Genomic DNA, 19,225 nt, shown 5'->3' with positions numbered 1-19,225 from the left:
CTTGGCAAGTGGGAAAATTTGGGTGGATCGGCCAGAGGCCAGGATTTCTTCGCGCCTGCTGCAGTGCATTGCTGTTCCGCCGCTGAACGATTGTTGTTATGGAGGCGACCAACATTGTTGTTTGTTGTCCGACACGACGATTGCTCCGAAGATCATTTCATACGGAAGGCGGAATGGCGCAGATCGACACTTCCATCTCCTCACGGGCGGAATTTTCTAAACAGCGCATCGCCTGCGCCTGGCTGCCCAGAACGGCTGCCCTCCTGATTGCGTCCGGCGCCTCGCTGCTCGCGGGCTGCGAGCAGAACAGCTACCAGCCGCCGCCACCGCCGAAGGTGGACGTCGCCCTGCCGGTGCAGCGCGCCGTCACCCGCTATCTCGAAGCCACCGGCAACACCGCGCCGGTCAAGAACGTCGATCTGGTCGCCCGCGTTCAGGGCTTCCTGCAGTCGATCGACTACAAGGACGGCGACGTGGTCAAGGAAGGCACGACACTGTTCACGATCGAGCCGGAGACCTACAAGCTGAAGCTCGACCAGGCGCAGGCAGCGGAAGCCGGCGCGCAGGCGTCGTTCAAGCAGGCCGATGCCGATTTCAAGCGGCAGTCCGACCTCGTCGCGCGCCAGGCCGCGTCGCAGGTCGCGCTCGACAATTCGACCTCGGCTCGGGACAACGCCCAGGCCAATCTGCAGCAGGCGCAGGTCAACACCAAGATCGCGAAGGTCAATTACGGCTACACCAAAGTCATCGCGCCATTCGACGGCGTCGTCAGCGCGCACCAGGTCTCGGTCGGCGAACTCGTCGGCGTGGCGTCGCCGACCCAGTTGGCGACGATCGTTTCGCTCGATCCGGTCTACGTCAACTTCACCGTCAACGAACAGGACGTGCTGCGCATCCGTGCCGAAGCGCGGCGCCGCGGCATGACGGCGACGGATCTCAAGCAGTTCCCGATCGAGCTGGGCCTGCAGACGGAGAGCGGCTATCCGCACCAGGGCAAGCTCGACTACGCCGCGCCGACCGTCAATGCATCGACCGGCACGCTGGCCGTTCGCGGGGTGGTGCCGAACCCCGATCACGTGCTGCTGCCCGGCTATTTCGTGCGCATCCGCATCCCGCTGGACCGCGTCAATGACGCGCTGCTGGTGCCCGACTCCGCGCTCGGCAGCGACCAGAGCGGGCGCTACGTGCTCGTGGTGAACGGCGACAATTTGGTCGAGCAGCGCAAGGTCAAAATGGGACCGCTCGACGGCGGCCTTCGCGTGATCGATGGTGGGCTCAAGGCCGACGACCGCGTGGTCGTCGCCGGCCTGCTGCGCGCTATTCCCGGGCAGAAGGTCGATCCGCAGTTGAAGGCGATCGAACCGGTCTCCGCGAGCAAATGAGGCCCGGCCGTGATCTCCAAATTCTTCATCGAGCGCCCCGTCCTCTCCAACGTCATCGCGATCCTGATGATGCTGATCGGCGCGGTCGCGCTGTTCAACCTGGCCATCGCGCAATATCCCGAGGTGGTGCCGCCGACGGTGCAGGTCACGACGCGCTACCCCGGCGCCAGCGCCAAGACCGTGGCCGACACCGTCGCGCTGCCGATCGAGCAGCAGGTCAACGGCGTCGACGGCATGCTGTACATGCAGTCCTACAGCGGCGCGGACGGCAGCTATTCGCTGACGGTCACGTTCAAGATCGGAACCGATCTGAACTTCGCGCAGGTGCTGGTCCAGAACCGCGTCTCCAGTGCGCTCGCGCAATTGCCGCAGGCGGTGCAGAACCAGGGCGTCACGGTGCAGAAGCGCTCGACGTCGATTCTGCTGTTCGTCACGCTGACCTCGCCTGATGCCAAGTACGACAGCCTGTATCTGAGCAACTACGCGACCATCAATCTCAAGGACGAACTGGCGCGGCTGCCCGGTGTCGGCAATGTCACCGTGTTCGGCGCGGGGCAGTATTCGATGCGGATCTGGCTTGATCCGAGCAAGCTGCAGGTGCGCAACCTCGTGCCGCAGGACGTGATCCAGGCGATCCAGCAGCAGAGCCAGCAGGTCGCCGCCGGCCAGATCGGCGCGCCTCCCGCGCCCTCCGGCCAGGCGTTCCAGTACACCCTGAACATCGCCGGGCGGCTCGATGATGCCAGGGAGTTCGAGGACATCATCGTCAAGACCGGCAGCAATGGCGACGTCACGCGGGTGCGCGACGTCGGCTCGGTCGAGCTGGGTGCACAGACCTACGGCCAGATGTTCTCGCTCAACGGCCAGCCCGCTGTCGGCATCGGCGTCTTCCAGTCGCCCGGCGCCAATGCGTTGGAGGTCGAGAAGGCGGTCGAGGCCAGGATGGCGCAGCTGTCGAAGACGTTTCCGCAAGGCATTCAGTACGACACGCCGTTCGACACCACCAAGTTCGTCAATGCCTCGATCCACGAGGTCTACAAGACCCTGATCGAGGCCGGCGTGCTGGTGCTGGTCGTCATCCTGATCTTCCTGCAGGACTGGCGCGCGATGCTGGTGCCGACCACGACGGTGCCGGTGACGATCATCGGCGCGTTCGCGGCGATGGCCGCGCTCGGCTTCACCATCAACCTCTCGACCCTGTTCGCGATCGTGCTGGCGATCGGCATCGTGGTCGACGATGCCATCGTGGTGGTCGAGGGCGCCGCGCACAACATCGAGCGCGGCATGAACGGCCACGACGCGGCGATCCGCGCCATGGACCAATTGTTCGGACCGATCGTCGGCATCACGCTGGTGCTGATCGCGGTGTTCCTGCCGGCCGCCTTCCTGCCCGGCCTGACGGGCCGCATCTACGCGCAGTTCGCGCTGGTGATCGCGGCGACCGCCCTGCTCTCGGCGATCAACGCCGCGACCTTGAAGCCCACGCAATGCGCGCTGTGGCTGCGGCCGCCGGTGCCGCTGGAGCAGCGCAACATTCTCTACCGCGTCTTCAACAATCTCTATGCCCGGCTGGAGCGGCGCTACACAAATCTCATCGGGCGCCTCGTCAGGCACAGCACTGCGTCCGTCATCGTCGCGCTGATCCTGATCGCGGCCGGCGGCTACGGGCTGTCGCGGGTGCCGACGGGCTTTCTGCCGATCGAGGACCAGGGCTACCTGATCGCCGCCGTGCAGCTGCCCGACGGCGCCTCGCTGGAGCGCACCCAGAAGGCCCTCGACAAGGTCGGCGCCATCGCCAAGGCGACGCCCGGCGTCGCCCAGGTCATCACCATCGCCGGTATCTCCGCGCTCGACAACAGCGCCAGCCTCGCCAATGCAGGGGTCGCCTACATCATCCTCAAGGATTGGGAGGCGCGAGGCAAGGGCGAGGATCTGCGCTCGCTCGTCTATGGCCTCAACGACAAGCTTGCCGAGGTCATTGAAGCCCGCAGCCTCGTGCTGCCGCCGCCGCCCATCCAGGGCATCGGCAATGCCGCGGGCTTTGCCATGCAGGTCGAGCTGCGCGACGGCAACAGCGACTATGCCAAGCTGCAGGCGATGACCTCGGCGATCGTCGCCAGCGCCCAGAGCCAGAGCGCGCTGCAGCGCGTGCAGTCGCCGTTCCGCGCGATGGTGCCGCAGTTCGACGTCGAGATCGACCGGATCAAGACCCAGACCCTGCACGTCACCACCGACCAGGTGTTCTCGGCACTGTCGTCCTATCTCGGTGCCTCCTACGTCAACCAGTTCAACAAATTCGGCCGCGTGTTCCAGGTCTATGTTCAGGCCGATTCCGCGGCGCGGCTGACGCCGCGGCAGATCGAGAGCCTGATGGTGCGCAACCAGAGCGGCGACATGATCCCGCTCGGCACGGTCGCGACGGTCAAGCCCTCGGTCGGGCCGTCGCTCATCAGCCTCTACAATCTCTATCCCTCGGCGGCGATCGTCGGCCTGCCCGCGCAGGGCTATTCCTCCGGCCAGTCGCTGAAGCTGATGGAGGAGATCGCGGCGAAGACCCTGCCACCGGGCGCGGGCTATGAATGGACCGCGATGTCCTATCAGGAGAAGGTCGTCTCCAATCAGATCTATCTCGCCTTCGCGCTCGCCCTCCTCCTCGTCTATCTCGTGCTGGCCGGCCAGTATGAAAGCTGGTACGCGCCGATCTCCGTCATTCTCGCCGTGCCGCTGTCGCTGCTCGGGCCGATGGCGGTGCTGACGGCGCTCAGGATCGACAACAATCTGTATGTACAGATCGGGCTGATCCTGCTGATCGCGCTGTCGGCGAAGAACGCGATCCTGATCGTCGAGGTCGGGCTCGAGTTGCACGGCCGCGACGGCAAGCCGCTGATCGAGTCCGCCATCGAGGCGGCGCGGTCGCGGTTTCGGCCGATCCTGATGACGTCGTTCGCCTTCATCCTCGGCGTCGTGCCGCTGGTGCTGGCGACCGGCGCCGGCGCCAGCGCGCGCAAGTCGATCGGCATCACCGTATTCTCCGGCATGCTGGCCTCGACCTGCCTTGCCGTGTTGTTCGTGCCGGCGTTCTTCGTCGTGGTGCAGCGCTTCGAGAACTGGCGCGCGGCGCGCAAGGCGAAGCCGGTGATCGCGCAGCCCGCGGAGTGAGCCATCATTCGGCCAGCACCTCCCGCAACGCCGGCCGCGCCGCCGGGAGCTCCGGCGGCAGGATGAGCGCGGCGATAACAGCGACCAGCGCCAGCGCGGCGAAAGCCTGCAGCATGGTGACGAAGCCGCCGTGCTCATACAGCCAGGCGACCAGGCCGACCGACGCGCCGGCCGCGGTGAAGCCGACGAAGTAGCGGACGGCATAGGCGCGCGAGCGCCATTCTTCGGCGGTGTACTTGCCGACCATGGCGTCATTGACGGTGACCTGGCCGAACGCGCCCATGACGATGCCGATCGAGGCTGCGATCAGCGCCCAGTCGCGGGCATCGGCGGCGAGATACAAGAGCGGCGCCAGCACCAGCGACAGCGGCAGCGCCACGGCCTTCAGCGTGTGGCGATCGAGCAAGCGCCCGATCGTGTACTGCGTCATCGCGCCGAACACGTAGACACCGGCCGCGATCACGCCGAGCAGCGCCGGGCTCTGCGTCAGGCCCGTCAGCCGCTCCGCGAACAGCTTGGGCAGCGCCACGGTGATCGCGTTGAACGTGGTGGAGATCGCGATCACCACCAAGAGCAGCGCCAGCACTACGCGCCACATCTGCTCGCGCGCGACGCGGGCCTGCGCCGCCGCCTGCTTCGAGCCGCGGCGGTCCTCATGCGCGACCAGCATCGCGAAGACAACGCCGATGCCGATCGTGATGACCCCTGGCACGATGAAGGCGAAGCGCCAGCCGAGATACTGCCCGACCACGCCCGTCACCAGCGCCGAGGAGGCGACGCCGAGATTGCCGAACACGCCGTTCAGCCCCATGTCGCGGCCGAGCCGGTCGGCATAGGACACCAGCATCGCGGTTCCCACCGGATGATAGATCGAGGCGAACAGGCCGATCGAAAGCAGCGCCGCGCCGAGCTGCCATGGCGTCTGCACCAGGCCGACCGAGATCATCGACAGGCCGATGCCGAGATAGAAGATCAGCATCATGTGCCGCCGGCTCCAGCGGTCGCCGAGCCAGCCGGTCACGAGCGCGCCGGCGCCGAACGCGATGAAACCCGGCGTCGCATAGGGCAACAGGTCCGCATAGGCCATGCCGAGCGCGGGGCCCATGATGATGACCGCGGCCGCGAAGATCAGCATCGCATAATGGTCGATGAAATGGGCCGCGTTGACGAAGCCGATGACGCGGCGGGGAGTGTTCATGGGCAGTTCCTCGATTCCCGAATAAATCGGTTATACTGGCTCGCCCCAACGAGAAGCCGCCAATGACCATCGTGGACACGCCATTGAAGCCGCTCGGCGCCGACCGGGTGACGACCGAGCCCGGCGTGCACCTGATCGCGCGCAGCTACCTCAAGGGCACCCGGCTCGATCCGCACATGCACCGGGAGTCGCAGCTGATCTACGCCTCCGCCGGCACCATGCAGGTGACGACGCCGCAGGGCCGCTGGCTGGTGCCGCCGGACCGCGCGGTGTGGGTGCCGGCGCGGCATGCGCATGCGATCGACATGCTGGCCGACAGCGAGATGCGGACGCTGTATTTCGAGCTCGACTGGCTCGCGCGCGAGGCGCGCGGTCTCCGGCTCGATCGCGAATTCGTCGTGCACGTCTCGCCGCTGCTGCATCAGGCGATCCTCGCGCTGTTCGACGCCAGCAGCGGGCCCGAGCGCACCGCCCTGCTGGTGCGGCTCGCTCTGCTCGAATTGCGCCGCGCCGAGGATTCCTCGACCTTCATCCCACTTCCGCAGGACCCGCGCGCCCGGCGCGCCGCGCTGCTGGTGCTCGCCTCGCCCGCGAACGAGCAGGATCTCACGACCCTCGCGAGCGCCGTCGGCAGCTCGGCCCGCACCTTGTCGCGGCTGTTCGCGGCCGAGACGCGGCTGAGCTTCAAGGCGTGGTGCCAGCGCGCCCGCATCGCGGCGGCGATCGAGCGGTTGTCGACCGACCGTCACCTCTCCGTCAAGCAGCTCGCTGCCGATCTCGGCTATGCCAGCGTACCGGCATTCTCGCACGCCTTCCGGCAGGTGACCGGCCGTACACCGACGGAATTCGCCGGCCAAAGCGAATGACGACGCTGCCGCGCATGCGGGCAGCGACGGCGGCGTTGACGATTTGTTATGTTTGAATGTGGCCACCTTTGCCATAAATCCATGTAACATCACAGCCTGTCGCTTTGCGGGATTCGACCGAGACCAGATGGCCAACGCCTTTTTTACTGACCTGATCACCACCATTTCCGAACGCGGCCGGACACTGCTGCGCGGCGGCTCGCCTGCCGTCGACAAGCACGATGCGGCGAGCCTTGCCGAGCTGTGCGAGGCGCTGGTGTCCGGTGCCGGCGAGGCCTCGGGCACCGCGATGGCCCGCGACGTGCTCGACGGCTATCACGATCTCGACCCCGAGGGCCGCAAGGCGTTCTTCACCGCGCTGGTTCACGATTTCGGTCCCGACAATGCCAGGCTCACCAAGGCGATCGAGGCGTGGCGCGCGGCGCCGTCGGACGAAGGCGCGAGCGCGCTGCATTTCGCCTCGGAGCCGCGGCGGCAGGAACTGATCCGCCGCCTCAACCGCGCGCCGGGCGGCACGCCCGAGCTGGTCGCGATGCGCACTGATCTGCTGGATCTCCTGAAGGCAAATCCGGAACTCGCCGCGCTCGATCGCGACATCGTGCATCTCTTGAGTTCGTGGTTCAACAGGGGGTTTCTGGTGCTGCGCAAGATCGACTGGTCGACGCCGGCGAACATCCTCGAGCAGATCATCCGCTACGAGGCGGTGCACGAGATCCACGACTGGGACGACCTGCGCCGCCGCATCGATCCGGTCGACCGGCGCTGCTACGCCTTCTTCCATCCGGCGATGCCCGATGCGCCGCTGATCTTCGTCGAGATCGCGCTGACCGAGACCATTCCCGGCGCCATCGCGCCGCTGCTCGCGGTGGATCGCGCGCCGGTGCCCGCCGATCGCGCTCGCACCGCGGTGTTCTATTCGATCTCCAACACCCAGCGCGGTCTCGGCGGCATCTCGTTCGGCAACTTCCTGATCAAGCAGGTTGTTGAGGAGCTCCGGCGCGAGCTGCCGAAGCTCGACACGTTCGTGACGCTGTCGCCGGTGCCGGGCTTCATGGGCTGGCTGAAATCCACCGAGGATGCGACCGAAGAGGATCGCAACGTGCTCAAGCTCCTCAACGAGCCGCGCTGGGTCGAGGACGCCACGATCACCGCCGAGCTGCGCAGCGTGATCGAGCCGCTCGCCGCGCACTATTTCCTCAAGGCGCGGACGTCCAAGGGCAAGCTGATCGACCCCGTCGCCCGCTTCCACCTCGGCAATGGCGCAAGGCTGGAGCGCATCAACTGGCTCGGCGATCTCTCGGCCAAGGGCCAGCGCGAGTCGGCGACGGTGATGGTGAACTACCTCTATCGCCTTGAGGACATCGAGAAGAACCACGAGGCGTATGCCAATGACGGCGAGGTCGTCGCGTCGAGCGCGGTGAAGAAGCTGCTGCGCGGCGAAGGCCGGCGGCTGCTGGATATGAGGCTGTCGTCGTAGGAATGGCGCGGACGCGTTCGATCGCGTCGCGTCGTTTTGAAGCTTAAGGTTCGATAGCTTATGGCTCGACAGCTGCTGGCTTGAGTCACGCTATCCACTCCAAACTCCGTCATTGCGAGCGAAGCGAAGCAATCCAGAGCCCCACGCGCCGCCCTGGATTGCTTCGCTTCGCTCGCAATGACGCGTGGTGAGCTTGTGTGCTCCCACAACAACCACCGCCGTCATCCCGGCGAACGCCGGGATCCATAACCACAGGACCTCGCTTGAGGCAGGCCAGTCGTTAGACCTCGCCAAGCCACATCCGCAGCGGCGTATGGGTCCCGGATCGGCGCCGCGACGCGCCTTGCGCGTCACGGCTTGTCCGGGACGACGCTGTGGAAAACCGCTTTCACATCTCAAACAGCCTGGGGACGTGCGACCATAGCCTCGCGGCGCGTCACGCCCGAGTGCTGCATCGACATGTCCCTCCGATCAATGACAGAGGGCGCAGGGAAGACCGGGTGCTGGCCGCAACCCATGGCCCCCGTGCGTGAGAAAAGTGCACGGGGCAGGAACCACAGGTACGACCGGTGCATTCCGGCCTTCCCTGCGCGATGGTTGGAACGGTGTCCTTCGTGCTCTCCCCGGGGATCGGCGTTCTTGCCCCCGTCGCCCGCGCGTGCCGTCAAGCAACTGACCGCGAACTTGACCTCAGCGTCGAGAGGCCAGGACCACACGACTTCTCCGTCCGCAGCGACGCCGGTCGTCCACCGTCGCCGCTACGGCCACCGCATCCCTGCCCCGACGTTCGTGACGACGCGTACGCCCCTCTGCGATGAGGCAGGATGCAGGCAGTATTGCTGATTTTCGGAATTTGTCAAGCGCGACGACTCCGGCCGATCCCGACGCCCCCCGTCGGGACGTCGTGCGCCCGGCACAGTCAGGACGCCTTCGCCTCCACGTGCCGTTTGAAATTGTCGAGAATGGCCTGCCAGCCCTGCTGTTGCATCTCGACCGGGTGCGTCGTTTCAGGATCGAAGACAACGCGAACGAGAACGCCGTTCGGACCGGTCTCGAAATGGACGTCCGCTTTCCGGTCGCCGAAGGCGTAGGCGACCAGCTTGTGCTCGACGATCTTCGTGTAGGTGCCGGCGAAGTCGAAGCCCATGCTGCCGTCCTTGGCTTCCATCCGCGAGGAGAAATCTCCGCCCTCGCGCAGGTCGACCGTGGCCTTGGTCGTATGCCAGTCGTCCGACGCAGCGTTCCACTTCACGATGTCGGCCGGCGTCGTATAGGCGCGCCAGACCTGATCGATCGGGGCTGCGACGGTGGCTTCGACGGTGATCCGCATGACCATTGCTCCTTGGTTCGATTTGACGGCTCGCTGCAGACGTGCAGGAGTTTGTGCTCGAAGGACGATACAGACTGGCAGGTCCCGACAGACCGTAGAACAAATCTTGCCTCCAGGGAGGCCGCAGGATGTCGATGGGACAAGCGATACGAGCGTCAGTCGTTGCCGCCACCGCGCTGATCGGCGGCGCGCTTGGGGCGGTCGGTCTCGGCTACGCGGCCTTGGCAGCCGGCTTCTTTGCTCTCAGTTTCGCGCCCAGGGGGATCCACAGCGACTGGAGCATGCTGGCGCTGTTGGGTGTCGTGGTTGGCATAGGCCTGGGCGGCCTCCTTGGAATTTGGGCGGGCGTGACGGCGGCGAAATTGTTGCTCCGGGAGAAGCAGACACCGGAACTCCGAGGGCATTCCGACACCGAGAGATATTCATGAGCACCTCAGCAGAGATTTCGAAACGCATATTCGAGCTGCTCTCGGAAGATGGCTTTCGGCAGCCTTCCCGCGGGATCTATGTCAAGCCATGGACCAACGCGTGGCGAGGATGGATCGGTGTGGACTCCGGACGTTACAGCTTGGGCCCGGTTGTCGGCGTCTTCAACGACGAATTCCTGAAGGCCAGCAGCGACGCGCTGAAGATGTCGGGTGCTCCATGGCGATACGGCAAGAATGGACCACCACTGATCATGATCAACCTGCAGCAACTTGCCGAACAGGACGCTGACAATCGGGCCAGGATTTCTTGGACTTATCGCGGCAAAGCGTTGGAGCCGAACGTTGCGGACGACATCGTTCACTGCATCCGGACCTGCGGGTACCCATACATTCAGGCGCACACCAGCATAGAGGCCTTGTGGCGCGCAGCCGTGGATGAACGAAGAGCCTCGCCTGCCTTCGTGATGTATGTGCCGATCTTCCTCATCAAGCTCGGCCAGCTCGATACCCTTCGTCAATATGTCGCTGCCAACCGGGAGCGCCCTGTCAGCGCCGATCTTTCTGTCAGCTACCCGCAATATGTCGATGCGATGCTGAAAATCCATGGCATCGCACCGTTCGGATCGTAGCGTTGCGCCTAGGCGCCAACCGTTCGGGCCTCATGGTCCGAGACGCGCCGCGAGCGGCGCTCCTCACCATGAGGAGCGCCGCCGTCTCAGCGGATACGGACCTCGTCCTGAGGAGCGCGCCGAAGGCGGGCGTTTCGAAGAGCGGCCGTAGCGCAGGCTTTAGGCCGCGACTTGTTGCGGCCGCAGCCGCAGCACCGCTGCCGGCAGATTGGCCGCCAGCCATTCCGCAATCGCTCCCTGCTTCCGGTGATACGCCAGCCCCGCGGCCACCACCGCGACGCCGATCAGGGACAGCGCGAAGGGGAAGAGCAGCGAGTCCTTGAAGACGACGTCGGCGAGGTGGCCGAGATACATCGTGATGCCGATGGCGCCGAACACGGCGTAGGCGCGGCGGACGATGATGACGGCCACGGCCAGCAGACCGACATTCATCAGGCAGTAGATCGCCTTGCCGAGCTCGGTGGCGCCGTCGGTGGCGCTGATGCCGCCCCAGAAGGCCATCAGGCCGAACAGATGCAGCCAGAAACCGAAGTCGCGGTTGTTGCTGGTGTAGTCGACGATCCAGGCCAGGCTGAGCATGCCCAGGCCGAACCAGATCGAGACGATGCGGCGCATCTCCCAATCGATGTGGCTGACATTGAAGATCCAGGGCGTGAGGTCCATCGACATGAACCACAAGGCGACCGAGATGACCGCATAGATGAAGGGCACGCGGTAGAAGCGCAGCGCGATCGCGCCCGCTGCGATGGTGGCGAGCTCCATGAACAGCCAGCTGCCCTTGATCCAGACATAGAAGTCCTGAACCGTGCCGGGCTTGCCGAACCTGCCCCACCAGCCGAGCTCGGCTTGAATGCCGTAGACGGCGAGCGGCGCCATGGACACGGCGATGGCGATCAAGAGGCCACCGGGGATACGCAGGCTGCGGCGCCAGAGGTGGTCGCCGGCGAAGCCGAAGGCTGCGGCATAGGCGAGCGCGCAGGCGGTCAAAGCGCGGCCGCCTATTTGCGAGAAGGCCACCGTCGAGAACAGGCCCATGGCGCCGATCACGATCAGCGCCCCGGCGTACCAGAGCAGATGCGCGGCATCGAATTTAGCGCGGGGCGTGTCGGTGGAGGGGGCGCGCTGGTGGAGATAGGCCAGCAGGCGCTGCAGTTCGTCCGGGCTGATGGCGCCGGCGCTCGATGCGGCGCGGAGGTCGGTTTCGGAATAGGACATCGTCGTTACCTCGGGTGGTCCGCCAGCAGACGGGCACGGGGGGCCGGTCGCGCAAACGCTGCTCGCGTTGCGCGTCCCGGCCGACGCCGGCGTGGCGGATAAGGGTGAGTGTAGCGGAACGTGAGCGACGTTCAAGAAATTATTTGAGCGACGCTCAAATATTTCCGAGGTCAGGGATCAGCCCCCGCTCCCGCGCATCGGTTCCTGTCCGTGGGCCCGACGCCCGCACGTCACCCTCAGTGTCATTCCCCGCGCAGGCGGGGAATCCAGTACGCCGCGGCCTCTCGATCGATCACTGTCGCCTCTGGAATACTGGATCGTCCGCCTTCGCGGACGATGACAGATGGGGTGGAACGAGCTTTTTCAGCGTCATTGCGAGCGAAGCGAAGCAATCCAGAGTCCTTGCTCCGGCCCTGGATCGCGTCGCGGAGCCCGTCATCCGGCCGCGCTTCGCGCGGACCGGGTGGCTCGCGATGACGACCAACCGCGGCGCGAGGTCTGCGGCTAACGCTGTCGATGCCCCCCGCCCCTCAATCCTTGAAATACGGCTCCACCGGGCCGTGGACCTTGATGGTCAGCGGGTTGCCGTGGCGGTCCTTGGCGGTGCCGGCGGCGACGCGGATCCAGCCTTCGCTGATGCAGTATTCCTCGACATTGGTCTTCTCGGCGCCCTTGAAGCGGATGCCGACGTCGCGCGACAGGATTTCCGCGTTGTAATAGGGGCTCTTCGGATCGACCGAAAGGCGGTCGGGGAAGGTGAAGGTCTCGTTGTCGCTCACAGCAGTGCCTCGATCTCTTTCTTCAGCGCCTCGGGCGTGGTGGTCGGCGCATCACGCGACACCACATGGCCAGCGCGATCGACCAGGAATTTGGTGAAATTCCATTTGATCGCCGAGCCCAGCAGGCCCGTCTTCTCGCCCTTCAGGAACTTGTACAGCGGGTGCGCGTGCGTGCCGTTGACGTCGATCTTCGCGAACAGCGGGAAGGTGACATCGTACTTCGTCGAGCAGAACGCGCCGATCTCCTCGGCCGTGCCGGGCTCCTGGGCGCCGAACTGGTTACAGGGAAATCCGAGCACGGCAAAGCCCCTGTCAGCGTAGGCGCGGTGCAGCGCCTCGAGGCCACGATATTGCGGCGTGAAGCCGCAGGCACTCGCCGTGTTGACGATCAGGAGCACCTGGCCCTCGAAGCGCTTCAGCGGCACCTCTTCGCCCGTCAGCGCGGCCGCGGTGAAATCGTAGATGCTGGCCATCAGCCGAGCACCGGGTCGATCGGCGATGGCGGCGTGCCGCCGGCCTCGATGGCTTCGCCCGCGGCGAGGCACATGTCTTCGCGAAAGCGCTGGCCGACGAGCTGCACGCCGACGGGGACGCGGCCGACCATGCCGGTGGAGACCACGAGGCCCGGCAGGCCGAAAAAGGGAATCGCGATCTGCGTCAGCTGGGCGTGCCAGACCTGCTTGAACGACTCCTCGTCCTTGCGGTCGAGCTGGTCGGCGAACGGCAGCATGCCGGACACCGGCATCAGCAGCAGCGGGTGCTGCTCCATGAACAGGAGCCACTGCCGGGTCAGCGCAGCGCGGCGCGCCAAGGTCGCGGAGAGATCGAACGGATGCACCTTGTCACTGACGCCGCGCAGGCAGGCGAGCGCTCCCGGGTCGCCCTCCTTCTCCGCGGCCGCGAGTTGCGCCTCGTAGCCGTCGCCGAGCCAGAGACGGGTCTGCAGCAGCGCGGCCTCCTGCATCGGCGGCGTGTCCGCGATCTCCTCGACCGTCCAGCCGGCGGCTTCGAGCCGCTTGGCGGCGTCGCGCAGCGCGGCGACCACTTCGGGCACCGGGTTCAGGCCATCGGGATTGACGCAGAGCGTGACGCGCTTCGGCAGCGGCGGTCCCTCGAGCGGCACCGGCATCCACCAGATATCGCGGACGTCGCGCGCCGACATCGCCGCAAGCGCGATCCTGACGTCGTTGACGGTGCGGGCGAGCGGGCCGGAGACGGCGCTGATCTGCGGGCCGATCGGACGCTCCGGCAGGCAGGTGTTGAAGGCGGGGATGCGGCCGACCGTCGGGCGCAGGCCGTGGATGCCGCAGGCATAGGCGGGGTAGCGGACGGAGCCGGCGATGTCCGTGCCGTGGCCGATATGGCCGATGCCGGCGGCGGTGGCCGAGCCGGCGCCGCCGGAGGAGCCGCCGGGCGTGATGCCGGGGTCGCGCGGGTTCTTGGTGTGGCCGTGGATGAGGTTGCTGGTGAACCAGCGATAGGACACCGCCGGCGTGTTGGTGCGGCCGAGCAGCACAGCGCCGGCCTTGACGAAATTGTTGACGACGGGGTTATGCGCCGACGCGATCGCGTCCTTCTGCAAATTGAGGCCGTTGGTGGTGGCGTAGCCTTCCTGGTCGACATTGACCTTGATCGTGACGGGCACGCCGGCGAGCGGCCCCGGATCTTCGCCACGCGCGAGACGGGCGTCGATGGCGTCGGCCTGCTGCAGCACGTCCTCGGGCCGATGGTCGATCACGGCGTTGATCGCGGGGTTGACCGCATCCAGCCGGGCCAGCGCCGAGGTCGCGGCGTCGCGCGCGGAGACCTGTTTCGACTTGATGAGGGCGGCAAGGTCGGCAGCCGGCAGGCGCCAGAGATCGGTCATGAGAAGCTCCGTAATGGTCTGGCGTTCTTAGCGCGGCGGATGCGGCGGAGAAAGCAGCGCATTGCGTGGTGGGCTATGCAAGAGCAGCCCCCTCGCCTGCGCCAGTCTCACCGTGCAGAACCGCGGGAGCGCTGGCGCCCGCGGCCGTCCTTCGCCCGCCTCCGGCGGGTTCCTCAGGACGAGGGTTGAGCTTGTGGCGAGCGCACGTCGCAGCGCGCCCCACTTCTTCCCCTCATGGTGAGGAGCGCCGCGTGCGGCGCGTCTCGAACCACGAGGCCCCCAAAGCTCCTACGGCGATCGATACCCGTCCTGCATCGATCGATCCGGAAACAGGCTTGGTCAAGCCTGGCAATCGACTTTAAGAGCTGAAGCAACAACATCACAAAGGGGGAAACAGATGATCAGAACGGGCACCATCATGGCCGCTACATTCGTCCTCGCCGCCGCGGCAACGCTCGCGCCGCGCGCGGGGCACGCCGAGACCTACGCCTATGTCGGCAATGCCGACAGCAACGACATCAGCGTGTTCAAGTTCGATGCTGCCTCCGGCGAGATGACGCTGGTGCAGACGGCCGCGTTCGTCGGCGTCGAGAAGCCGGGCGCGTCGACCCCGCTCGCGGTCAGCCCGGACAAGCGCGTGCTGATCGCGGGCGTTCGCTCGCAGCCCTTCCAAGCCGAAAGCTTTGCGATCGACGCCAAGACCGGCCAGCTCACGCATCTCGGCAACGGCCCGCTCGCCGACAGCATGGCCAACATCGCCTTCGACCGCACCGGCAAGGTGCTGTTCAGCGCCTCCTATGGCGGCAACAAGGTGGCGGCGAATCCGGTGCAAGCGAATGGCGTCGTCGCAGCGCCGAGCCAAGTGATCCCGACCGGGCTGAATGCCCACGCCGTCCTGCCCTCGCCCGACAACCGCTTCGTGTTCGCGACCAATCTCGGCTCCGACCAGGTGCTCGGCTTCGCCTTCGATGCCGCCACCGGCATGCTGACGGCCAAGGACGCGCTGACGGTGAAGACGCCGGAGAAATCAGGCCCGCGGCACTTCATCTTCCACCCGAACGGCAAGTTCATCTATCTCCTGCACGAGCTCAACGCCGATCTCGCGGTCTATGCCTATGACGCCGATAAGGGGACGTGGACCGAGCAGCAGCGCGTCACCACCCTGCCCCCTGGCTTCACCGGCAAGCCCTGGGCGGCCGATCTTCATGCGACGCCTGATGGCACCTTCCTCTACACGTCAGAGCGCGGCTCCAACACGCTGGCGGTGTTCAAGATCGATGCGGCCAGCGGGCGCGTGACTCCGATCGGCAGCGTGCCGACCGAGACCCAGCCGCGCGGCTTCGCCATTGATCCCACGGGGCGCTATCTCGCCGCCGTCGGCGAGGTCTCGAACGGCATGACGGTGTACCGGATCGATGCCCCGAGCGGCGCGCTGGACAAGGTGAAGTCCTACGCGGTCGGCAAGAAGCCGAACTGGGTGGAGTTCGTCAGCCTGCCGTGAGCGGCGGGTGGAGAGAGCGAACTTGTGGCCATCCTTCGAGACGCGCGCCGGAGGCGCGCTCCTCAGAATGAGGGCGGAATATGCGGCGAGGATTGTTCTCCGCATTCCTCTCCGCACACCGGACTGTTTACCCTCATGGTGAGGAGCGCCGTCTTCGGCGCGTCTCGAACCATGAGGCCCCGCTGCGGCGCGGCATTCCCCAGGGCGTACTCAGTCCCTATATACGATGCCATGAGCATGCCCCCCGCCCAGCCTGAACGACATCCTCTCGCGGTTCAGAATCCGGAACTGGACGACGCCGCGATCCGGCGGCTGGTCGAGACGTTCTACGGCCGTGCGCGAGAGGACGCGCTGATCGGGCCGATCTTCAACCGCACGGTCGAGGATTGGGACGAGCACATCGGCAAGATCAGCGATTTCTGGTCGTCGATGTTCCTGAAGACTGGACGCTACAGTGGCGCGCCGATGCGGCCGCATCTGTTGCTCGAATTGCACGGCCCGCATTTCGACCGCTGGCTGCAGCTGTTCGAGGCGACGGCGACGGACCTGTTCCCGCCCGAGCTCGCCGAGCTCTTCATCATCCGCGCGCGGCGGATCGCCGACAGTTTCGAGATGGGAATCGCCAGCACGCGCGGCGAACTCGTGCGTCCTCGGCATTCCGTCTGAGGCCGCGTTCGATCAGCGGCCGTGCCGATGCGCTCAATGGCGTGTCATCGATTGCGCGCTCATGTTGAAGATCGCTTCCGAGAACGGAAACTCCAGCACGATCTCGCCGTCCTCGTCGGTGACCTCGATGACGGCCGTCATCAGCGCCGCATTGCCACCTTCGGTGCGCAGCAGTTCCTTGATCATGTCGCGTGCGACTTCCCAGGCGCGGTCGGGATTGCGCAGCACTTCGCCGTCGGTGTCGGAGACCAGTTCCTCGCCGATCCGTGTGTTGAAGAAATATCGGGGCATCGTCAGTTTCCAATGGGGTCGCGCGCTGGGGTTTTGAAGTCTCAAACGTCTCACAACTGCTTTATCCAGCCCATTCCGCCCCAAATCTAAGGGCGGAACAGAACGGCCATGCGAAGCCATCGATCACGAATTCGTTGTTTTCGCGGCTCCTCCGGGCGAAAACGACAACAACTCGCGGGTGCGGCTTTGCACTGCAATAAACGGGCCTGAGAGGCTCAAACAAAAAGATTCCACTGGCGAACTTTTCGTAGAACGGTAGTTTAATTCGGAGGACGACAACCGTCCCGTCGTGAAGGAGAGGACAATGGCCTGGAAAGCTCCCAAGATTGTTGAAGTGCCGGTCGGCATGGAAATCAACATGTACGCTTGCGCCGCCCGCAAATAATTCGCGGGTGTGACGTCCAGGTCCCGCTGGGATCAAGTCCCGCTGGGATCGGGACGTCGACGCTTGAGGGTGGGGATCTGTGATCGCGTCCGGGCACGCGCCCATGCGAAGGTCCGATATCCCACCCTCGTCGCTGTCCTGACCTGCCGATCCCCCGAGATTGCTCGTCATCCTGCCGCCGGTAATCGCGTGCGCCACCACAGCTGAATTCCAGGAGACGGCTCATGCTTCGCCTCGTCGTCCTGGGCGCCGCCGCGGGCGGCGGAGTCCCGCAGTGGAATTGCGGCTGCGCCGTGTGCCGCGCCGCGCGCACCTCTCATCCCGAGATCCGCAACAGCCAGGCGTCGGTCGCCGTCAGCGCCGACGGCGCCAACTGGTTCCTGATCAACGCCTCGCCCGACCTGCGCCAGCAGCTGACCGCCACGCCGCAATTGCATCCGAAGCCAGGCGCGCTGCGCCACAGCCCGATCGCCGGCGTGATCCTGACCAATGGCGAGATCGACGCCATCACGGGCCTGCTCTCGATGCGCGAGAGCTCGCCGTTTTCGATCCATGCGCATCCGAAGGTGCTTGCGATCCTGCGTTCCAACAACATCTTCGATGTGTTGAAGGAGGAGAACGTCAAGCGCGTGCCGATCGTGATCGACGTTCCGTTCCGCCCCACTCTGCAGGACGGCGCGCCGTCGGGCCTGGAGATCACGGCCTTCGCGGTGTCCGGCACCAGCGCCTGGTATCTGCGCGACAAGCAGCATCCCGGCGGCAGCGCCTCGGCCGGCGACACGCTGGGCCTGAGGATCGAGGACGTCGAGAGCGGCCAATATGCCTATGTCATCACGGCCTGCGCCGATGTCGACTTTGACTTGAAAACGAGATTGAAGGGCGCGCCGCTGGTGCTGTTCGACGGCACGGTGTGGCGCGACGACGAGATGATCCAGGCCGGACTCGGCAACAAGACCGGGCAAAGCATGGGGCATATCGCGATGTCCGGAGACAGCGGCGCGATCAGGCAGCTTTCGGACCTCGGGATTGGCAGGAAGATCTTCCTGCACATCAACAACTCCAATCCGGCGTGGCTGCACGCCTCACCCGAGCGGCAAACGTTGGAACGCGAGGGATGGGAAATCCCCGCTGAAGGGATGGAGATCGTATTGTGAGTGAGGTCAATCTGAGCGGAATGACGGCGCTGTCGATCGGACGCGGCGTCACGCTGAACACTGCAAGCGAGCTGGAAGCGGCGCTGCGCCATATCGGCGCGACGCGCTATCACAATCACCACCCGTTCCATAAGCTCTTGCACGGCGGCAAGCTGAACAAGGGCCAGGTCCAGGCCTGGGCGCTGAACCGCTACTACTACCAGTCGACGATCCCGCTGAAGGACGCAATGGTGATGACCCGCTTCCGCGACCGCGCCACGCGGCTGGAATGGCGGCACCGCATCGAGGATCATGACGGCGATATCGGCAGCGAGGGCGGCATCGAGCGCTGGCTGAAGCTGACCGAAGGTCTCGGCCTCGACACGGCGTATGTGGAATCCACCGAGGGCATCCTGCCGGCGACGCGCTTCGCGGTGGAAGCCTATGTGCATTTCTGCCGCGACCGTTCGCCGCTCGAGGCGATCGCCTCGTCGCTGACCGAGCTGTTCGCGCCCGGGATTCACGAGGAGCGCATCTCGGGGATGCTGGAGCACTACGACTTCGTCAACAACGACACCATGAGCTACTTCAAGCGCCGTCTCACCCAGGCCCCGCGCGACGCGAACTTCGCGCTGCACTACGTCAAGGAGCACGCCACCACGCCGGAGCAACGCGCCGCGGTGTGCAACGCGCTGATCTTCAAGACCAACGTGCTGTGGGTGCAGCTGGATGCGCTGTATCATGCGTATGTCGAAGGCCACATCCCGCCGGGCGCATTCGTGCCGAAGGAGAGGTAGCATGCGCGTTGTGGACCACCGCTGTCGTACCACGATAGGTGCGCCCCCCTCCCCCTTGCGGGCAGGGCTATCGCACGTGACTGAGGAGTTCGAAAAAGAAGTCATCGCTCCAACCGGCGCGC

Annotated in this window: 18 protein-coding genes; 11 read left to right on the top strand and 7 right to left on the bottom strand. The window is 65.5% G+C overall.

Features of this window, described 5'->3' with window-relative positions; all coding sequences use genetic code 11:
* The first annotated feature begins 173 nt into the window (after positions 1-173).
* Positions 174-1,382: an efflux RND transporter periplasmic adaptor subunit gene (locus ACQR1Y_RS05345; protein ID WP_434879548.1), complete on the top strand. Its 1,209-nt coding sequence runs from the start codon at positions 174-176 to the stop codon at positions 1,380-1,382.
* A 9-nt stretch (positions 1,383-1,391) separates the two neighbouring features.
* On the top strand, positions 1,392-4,541 hold the full coding sequence (locus ACQR1Y_RS05340) for an efflux RND transporter permease subunit (protein WP_434879549.1): 3,150 nt from the start codon (positions 1,392-1,394) through the stop codon (positions 4,539-4,541).
* Positions 4,542-4,545: 4 nt separating this feature from the next.
* Here ACQR1Y_RS05340 and ACQR1Y_RS05335 read toward each other — a convergent pair whose 3' ends face one another.
* Entirely contained in the window at positions 4,546-5,739 is a 1,194-nt protein-coding gene (locus ACQR1Y_RS05335) for an MFS transporter (RefSeq protein ID WP_434879550.1), read from the bottom strand.
* Between the two features lie 62 nt (positions 5,740-5,801).
* Between ACQR1Y_RS05335 and ACQR1Y_RS05330 the strand changes: the two genes are divergently transcribed.
* Positions 5,802-6,605: an AraC family transcriptional regulator gene (locus tag ACQR1Y_RS05330; RefSeq protein ID WP_434879551.1), complete on the top strand. Its 804-nt coding sequence runs from the start codon at positions 5,802-5,804 to the stop codon at positions 6,603-6,605.
* A 127-nt stretch (positions 6,606-6,732) separates the two neighbouring features.
* Positions 6,733-8,082, top strand: coding sequence for a malonyl-CoA decarboxylase (locus tag ACQR1Y_RS05325; protein ID WP_434879552.1), 1,350 nt, complete (start codon positions 6,733-6,735; stop codon positions 8,080-8,082).
* Between the two features lie 919 nt (positions 8,083-9,001).
* Here the strand turns inward: ACQR1Y_RS05325 and ACQR1Y_RS05320 are convergent.
* A complete protein-coding gene (locus tag ACQR1Y_RS05320) occupies positions 9,002-9,412 on the bottom strand; it encodes an SRPBCC family protein (RefSeq protein WP_434879553.1) in 411 nt (136 codons plus the stop codon).
* A gap of 128 nt (positions 9,413-9,540) precedes the next feature.
* Between ACQR1Y_RS05320 and ACQR1Y_RS05315 the strand changes: the two genes are divergently transcribed.
* Positions 9,541-9,840: a hypothetical protein gene (locus ACQR1Y_RS05315; protein ID WP_434879554.1), complete on the top strand. Its 300-nt coding sequence runs from the start codon at positions 9,541-9,543 to the stop codon at positions 9,838-9,840.
* Complete coding sequence (locus ACQR1Y_RS05310) at positions 9,837-10,469, top strand: hypothetical protein (RefSeq protein ID WP_434879555.1); 633 nt, start codon at positions 9,837-9,839, stop codon at positions 10,467-10,469. Before ACQR1Y_RS05315 ends, ACQR1Y_RS05310 begins: the two co-directional genes overlap by 4 nt.
* A gap of 159 nt (positions 10,470-10,628) precedes the next feature.
* Here the strand turns inward: ACQR1Y_RS05310 and ACQR1Y_RS05305 are convergent, their stop codons facing one another.
* From ACQR1Y_RS05305 to ACQR1Y_RS05290, 4 genes are all read right to left on the bottom strand, one after another.
* Positions 10,629-11,684: a hypothetical protein gene (locus ACQR1Y_RS05305; protein WP_434879556.1), complete on the bottom strand. Its 1,056-nt coding sequence runs from the start codon at positions 11,682-11,684 to the stop codon at positions 10,629-10,631.
* Between the two features lie 530 nt (positions 11,685-12,214).
* Positions 12,215-12,463 (bottom strand): DUF3297 family protein, encoded by a 249-nt coding sequence (locus tag ACQR1Y_RS05300; protein ID WP_006614234.1) that lies wholly within the window; start codon positions 12,461-12,463, stop codon positions 12,215-12,217.
* Positions 12,460-12,936, bottom strand: coding sequence for a glutathione peroxidase (locus ACQR1Y_RS05295; protein ID WP_434879557.1), 477 nt, complete (start codon positions 12,934-12,936; stop codon positions 12,460-12,462). The genes ACQR1Y_RS05300 and ACQR1Y_RS05295 overlap by 4 nt, the downstream gene beginning before the upstream one ends.
* Complete coding sequence (locus ACQR1Y_RS05290) at positions 12,936-14,330, bottom strand: amidase family protein (RefSeq protein ID WP_434879558.1); 1,395 nt, start codon at positions 14,328-14,330, stop codon at positions 12,936-12,938. The genes ACQR1Y_RS05295 and ACQR1Y_RS05290 overlap by 1 nt, the downstream gene beginning before the upstream one ends.
* A gap of 397 nt (positions 14,331-14,727) precedes the next feature.
* Here ACQR1Y_RS05290 and ACQR1Y_RS05285 point away from each other — a divergent pair, with 397 nt between their 5' ends.
* Positions 14,728-15,831 carry a lactonase family protein gene (locus tag ACQR1Y_RS05285; RefSeq protein ID WP_434879559.1) on the top strand — a complete coding sequence of 368 codons (1,104 nt, stop codon included), beginning with the start codon at positions 14,728-14,730 and terminating at the stop codon, positions 15,829-15,831.
* 231 nt (positions 15,832-16,062) lie between these two features.
* A complete protein-coding gene (locus ACQR1Y_RS05280; protein ID WP_434879560.1) occupies positions 16,063-16,497 on the top strand; it encodes a group III truncated hemoglobin in 435 nt (144 codons plus the stop codon).
* A gap of 33 nt (positions 16,498-16,530) precedes the next feature.
* Here ACQR1Y_RS05280 and ACQR1Y_RS05275 read toward each other — a convergent pair whose 3' ends face one another.
* A complete protein-coding gene (locus tag ACQR1Y_RS05275; RefSeq protein ID WP_434862309.1) occupies positions 16,531-16,788 on the bottom strand; it encodes a DUF6894 family protein in 258 nt (85 codons plus the stop codon).
* Positions 16,789-17,092: 304 nt separating this feature from the next.
* Between ACQR1Y_RS05275 and pqqA the strand changes: the two genes are divergently transcribed.
* From pqqA to pqqC, 3 genes are all read left to right on the top strand, one after another.
* Positions 17,093-17,173, top strand: coding sequence for a pyrroloquinoline quinone precursor peptide PqqA (gene pqqA, locus ACQR1Y_RS05270; RefSeq protein WP_012029362.1), 81 nt, complete (start codon positions 17,093-17,095; stop codon positions 17,171-17,173).
* Between the two features lie 224 nt (positions 17,174-17,397).
* Entirely contained in the window at positions 17,398-18,327 is a 930-nt protein-coding gene (gene pqqB, locus ACQR1Y_RS05265) for a pyrroloquinoline quinone biosynthesis protein PqqB (RefSeq protein WP_434879561.1), read from the top strand.
* 20 nt (positions 18,328-18,347) lie between these two features.
* Positions 18,348-19,103 (top strand): pyrroloquinoline-quinone synthase PqqC, encoded by a 756-nt coding sequence (gene pqqC / locus ACQR1Y_RS05260; RefSeq protein WP_434879565.1) that lies wholly within the window; start codon positions 18,348-18,350, stop codon positions 19,101-19,103.
* Positions 19,104-19,225 lie beyond the last annotated feature (122 nt).

Source organism: Bradyrhizobium sp. HKCCYLRH3099, from assembly GCF_051167855.1.
Lineage (GTDB): Bacteria > Pseudomonadota > Alphaproteobacteria > Rhizobiales > Xanthobacteraceae > Bradyrhizobium.
This window is presented reverse-complemented; position numbering and strand designations above follow the sequence as displayed.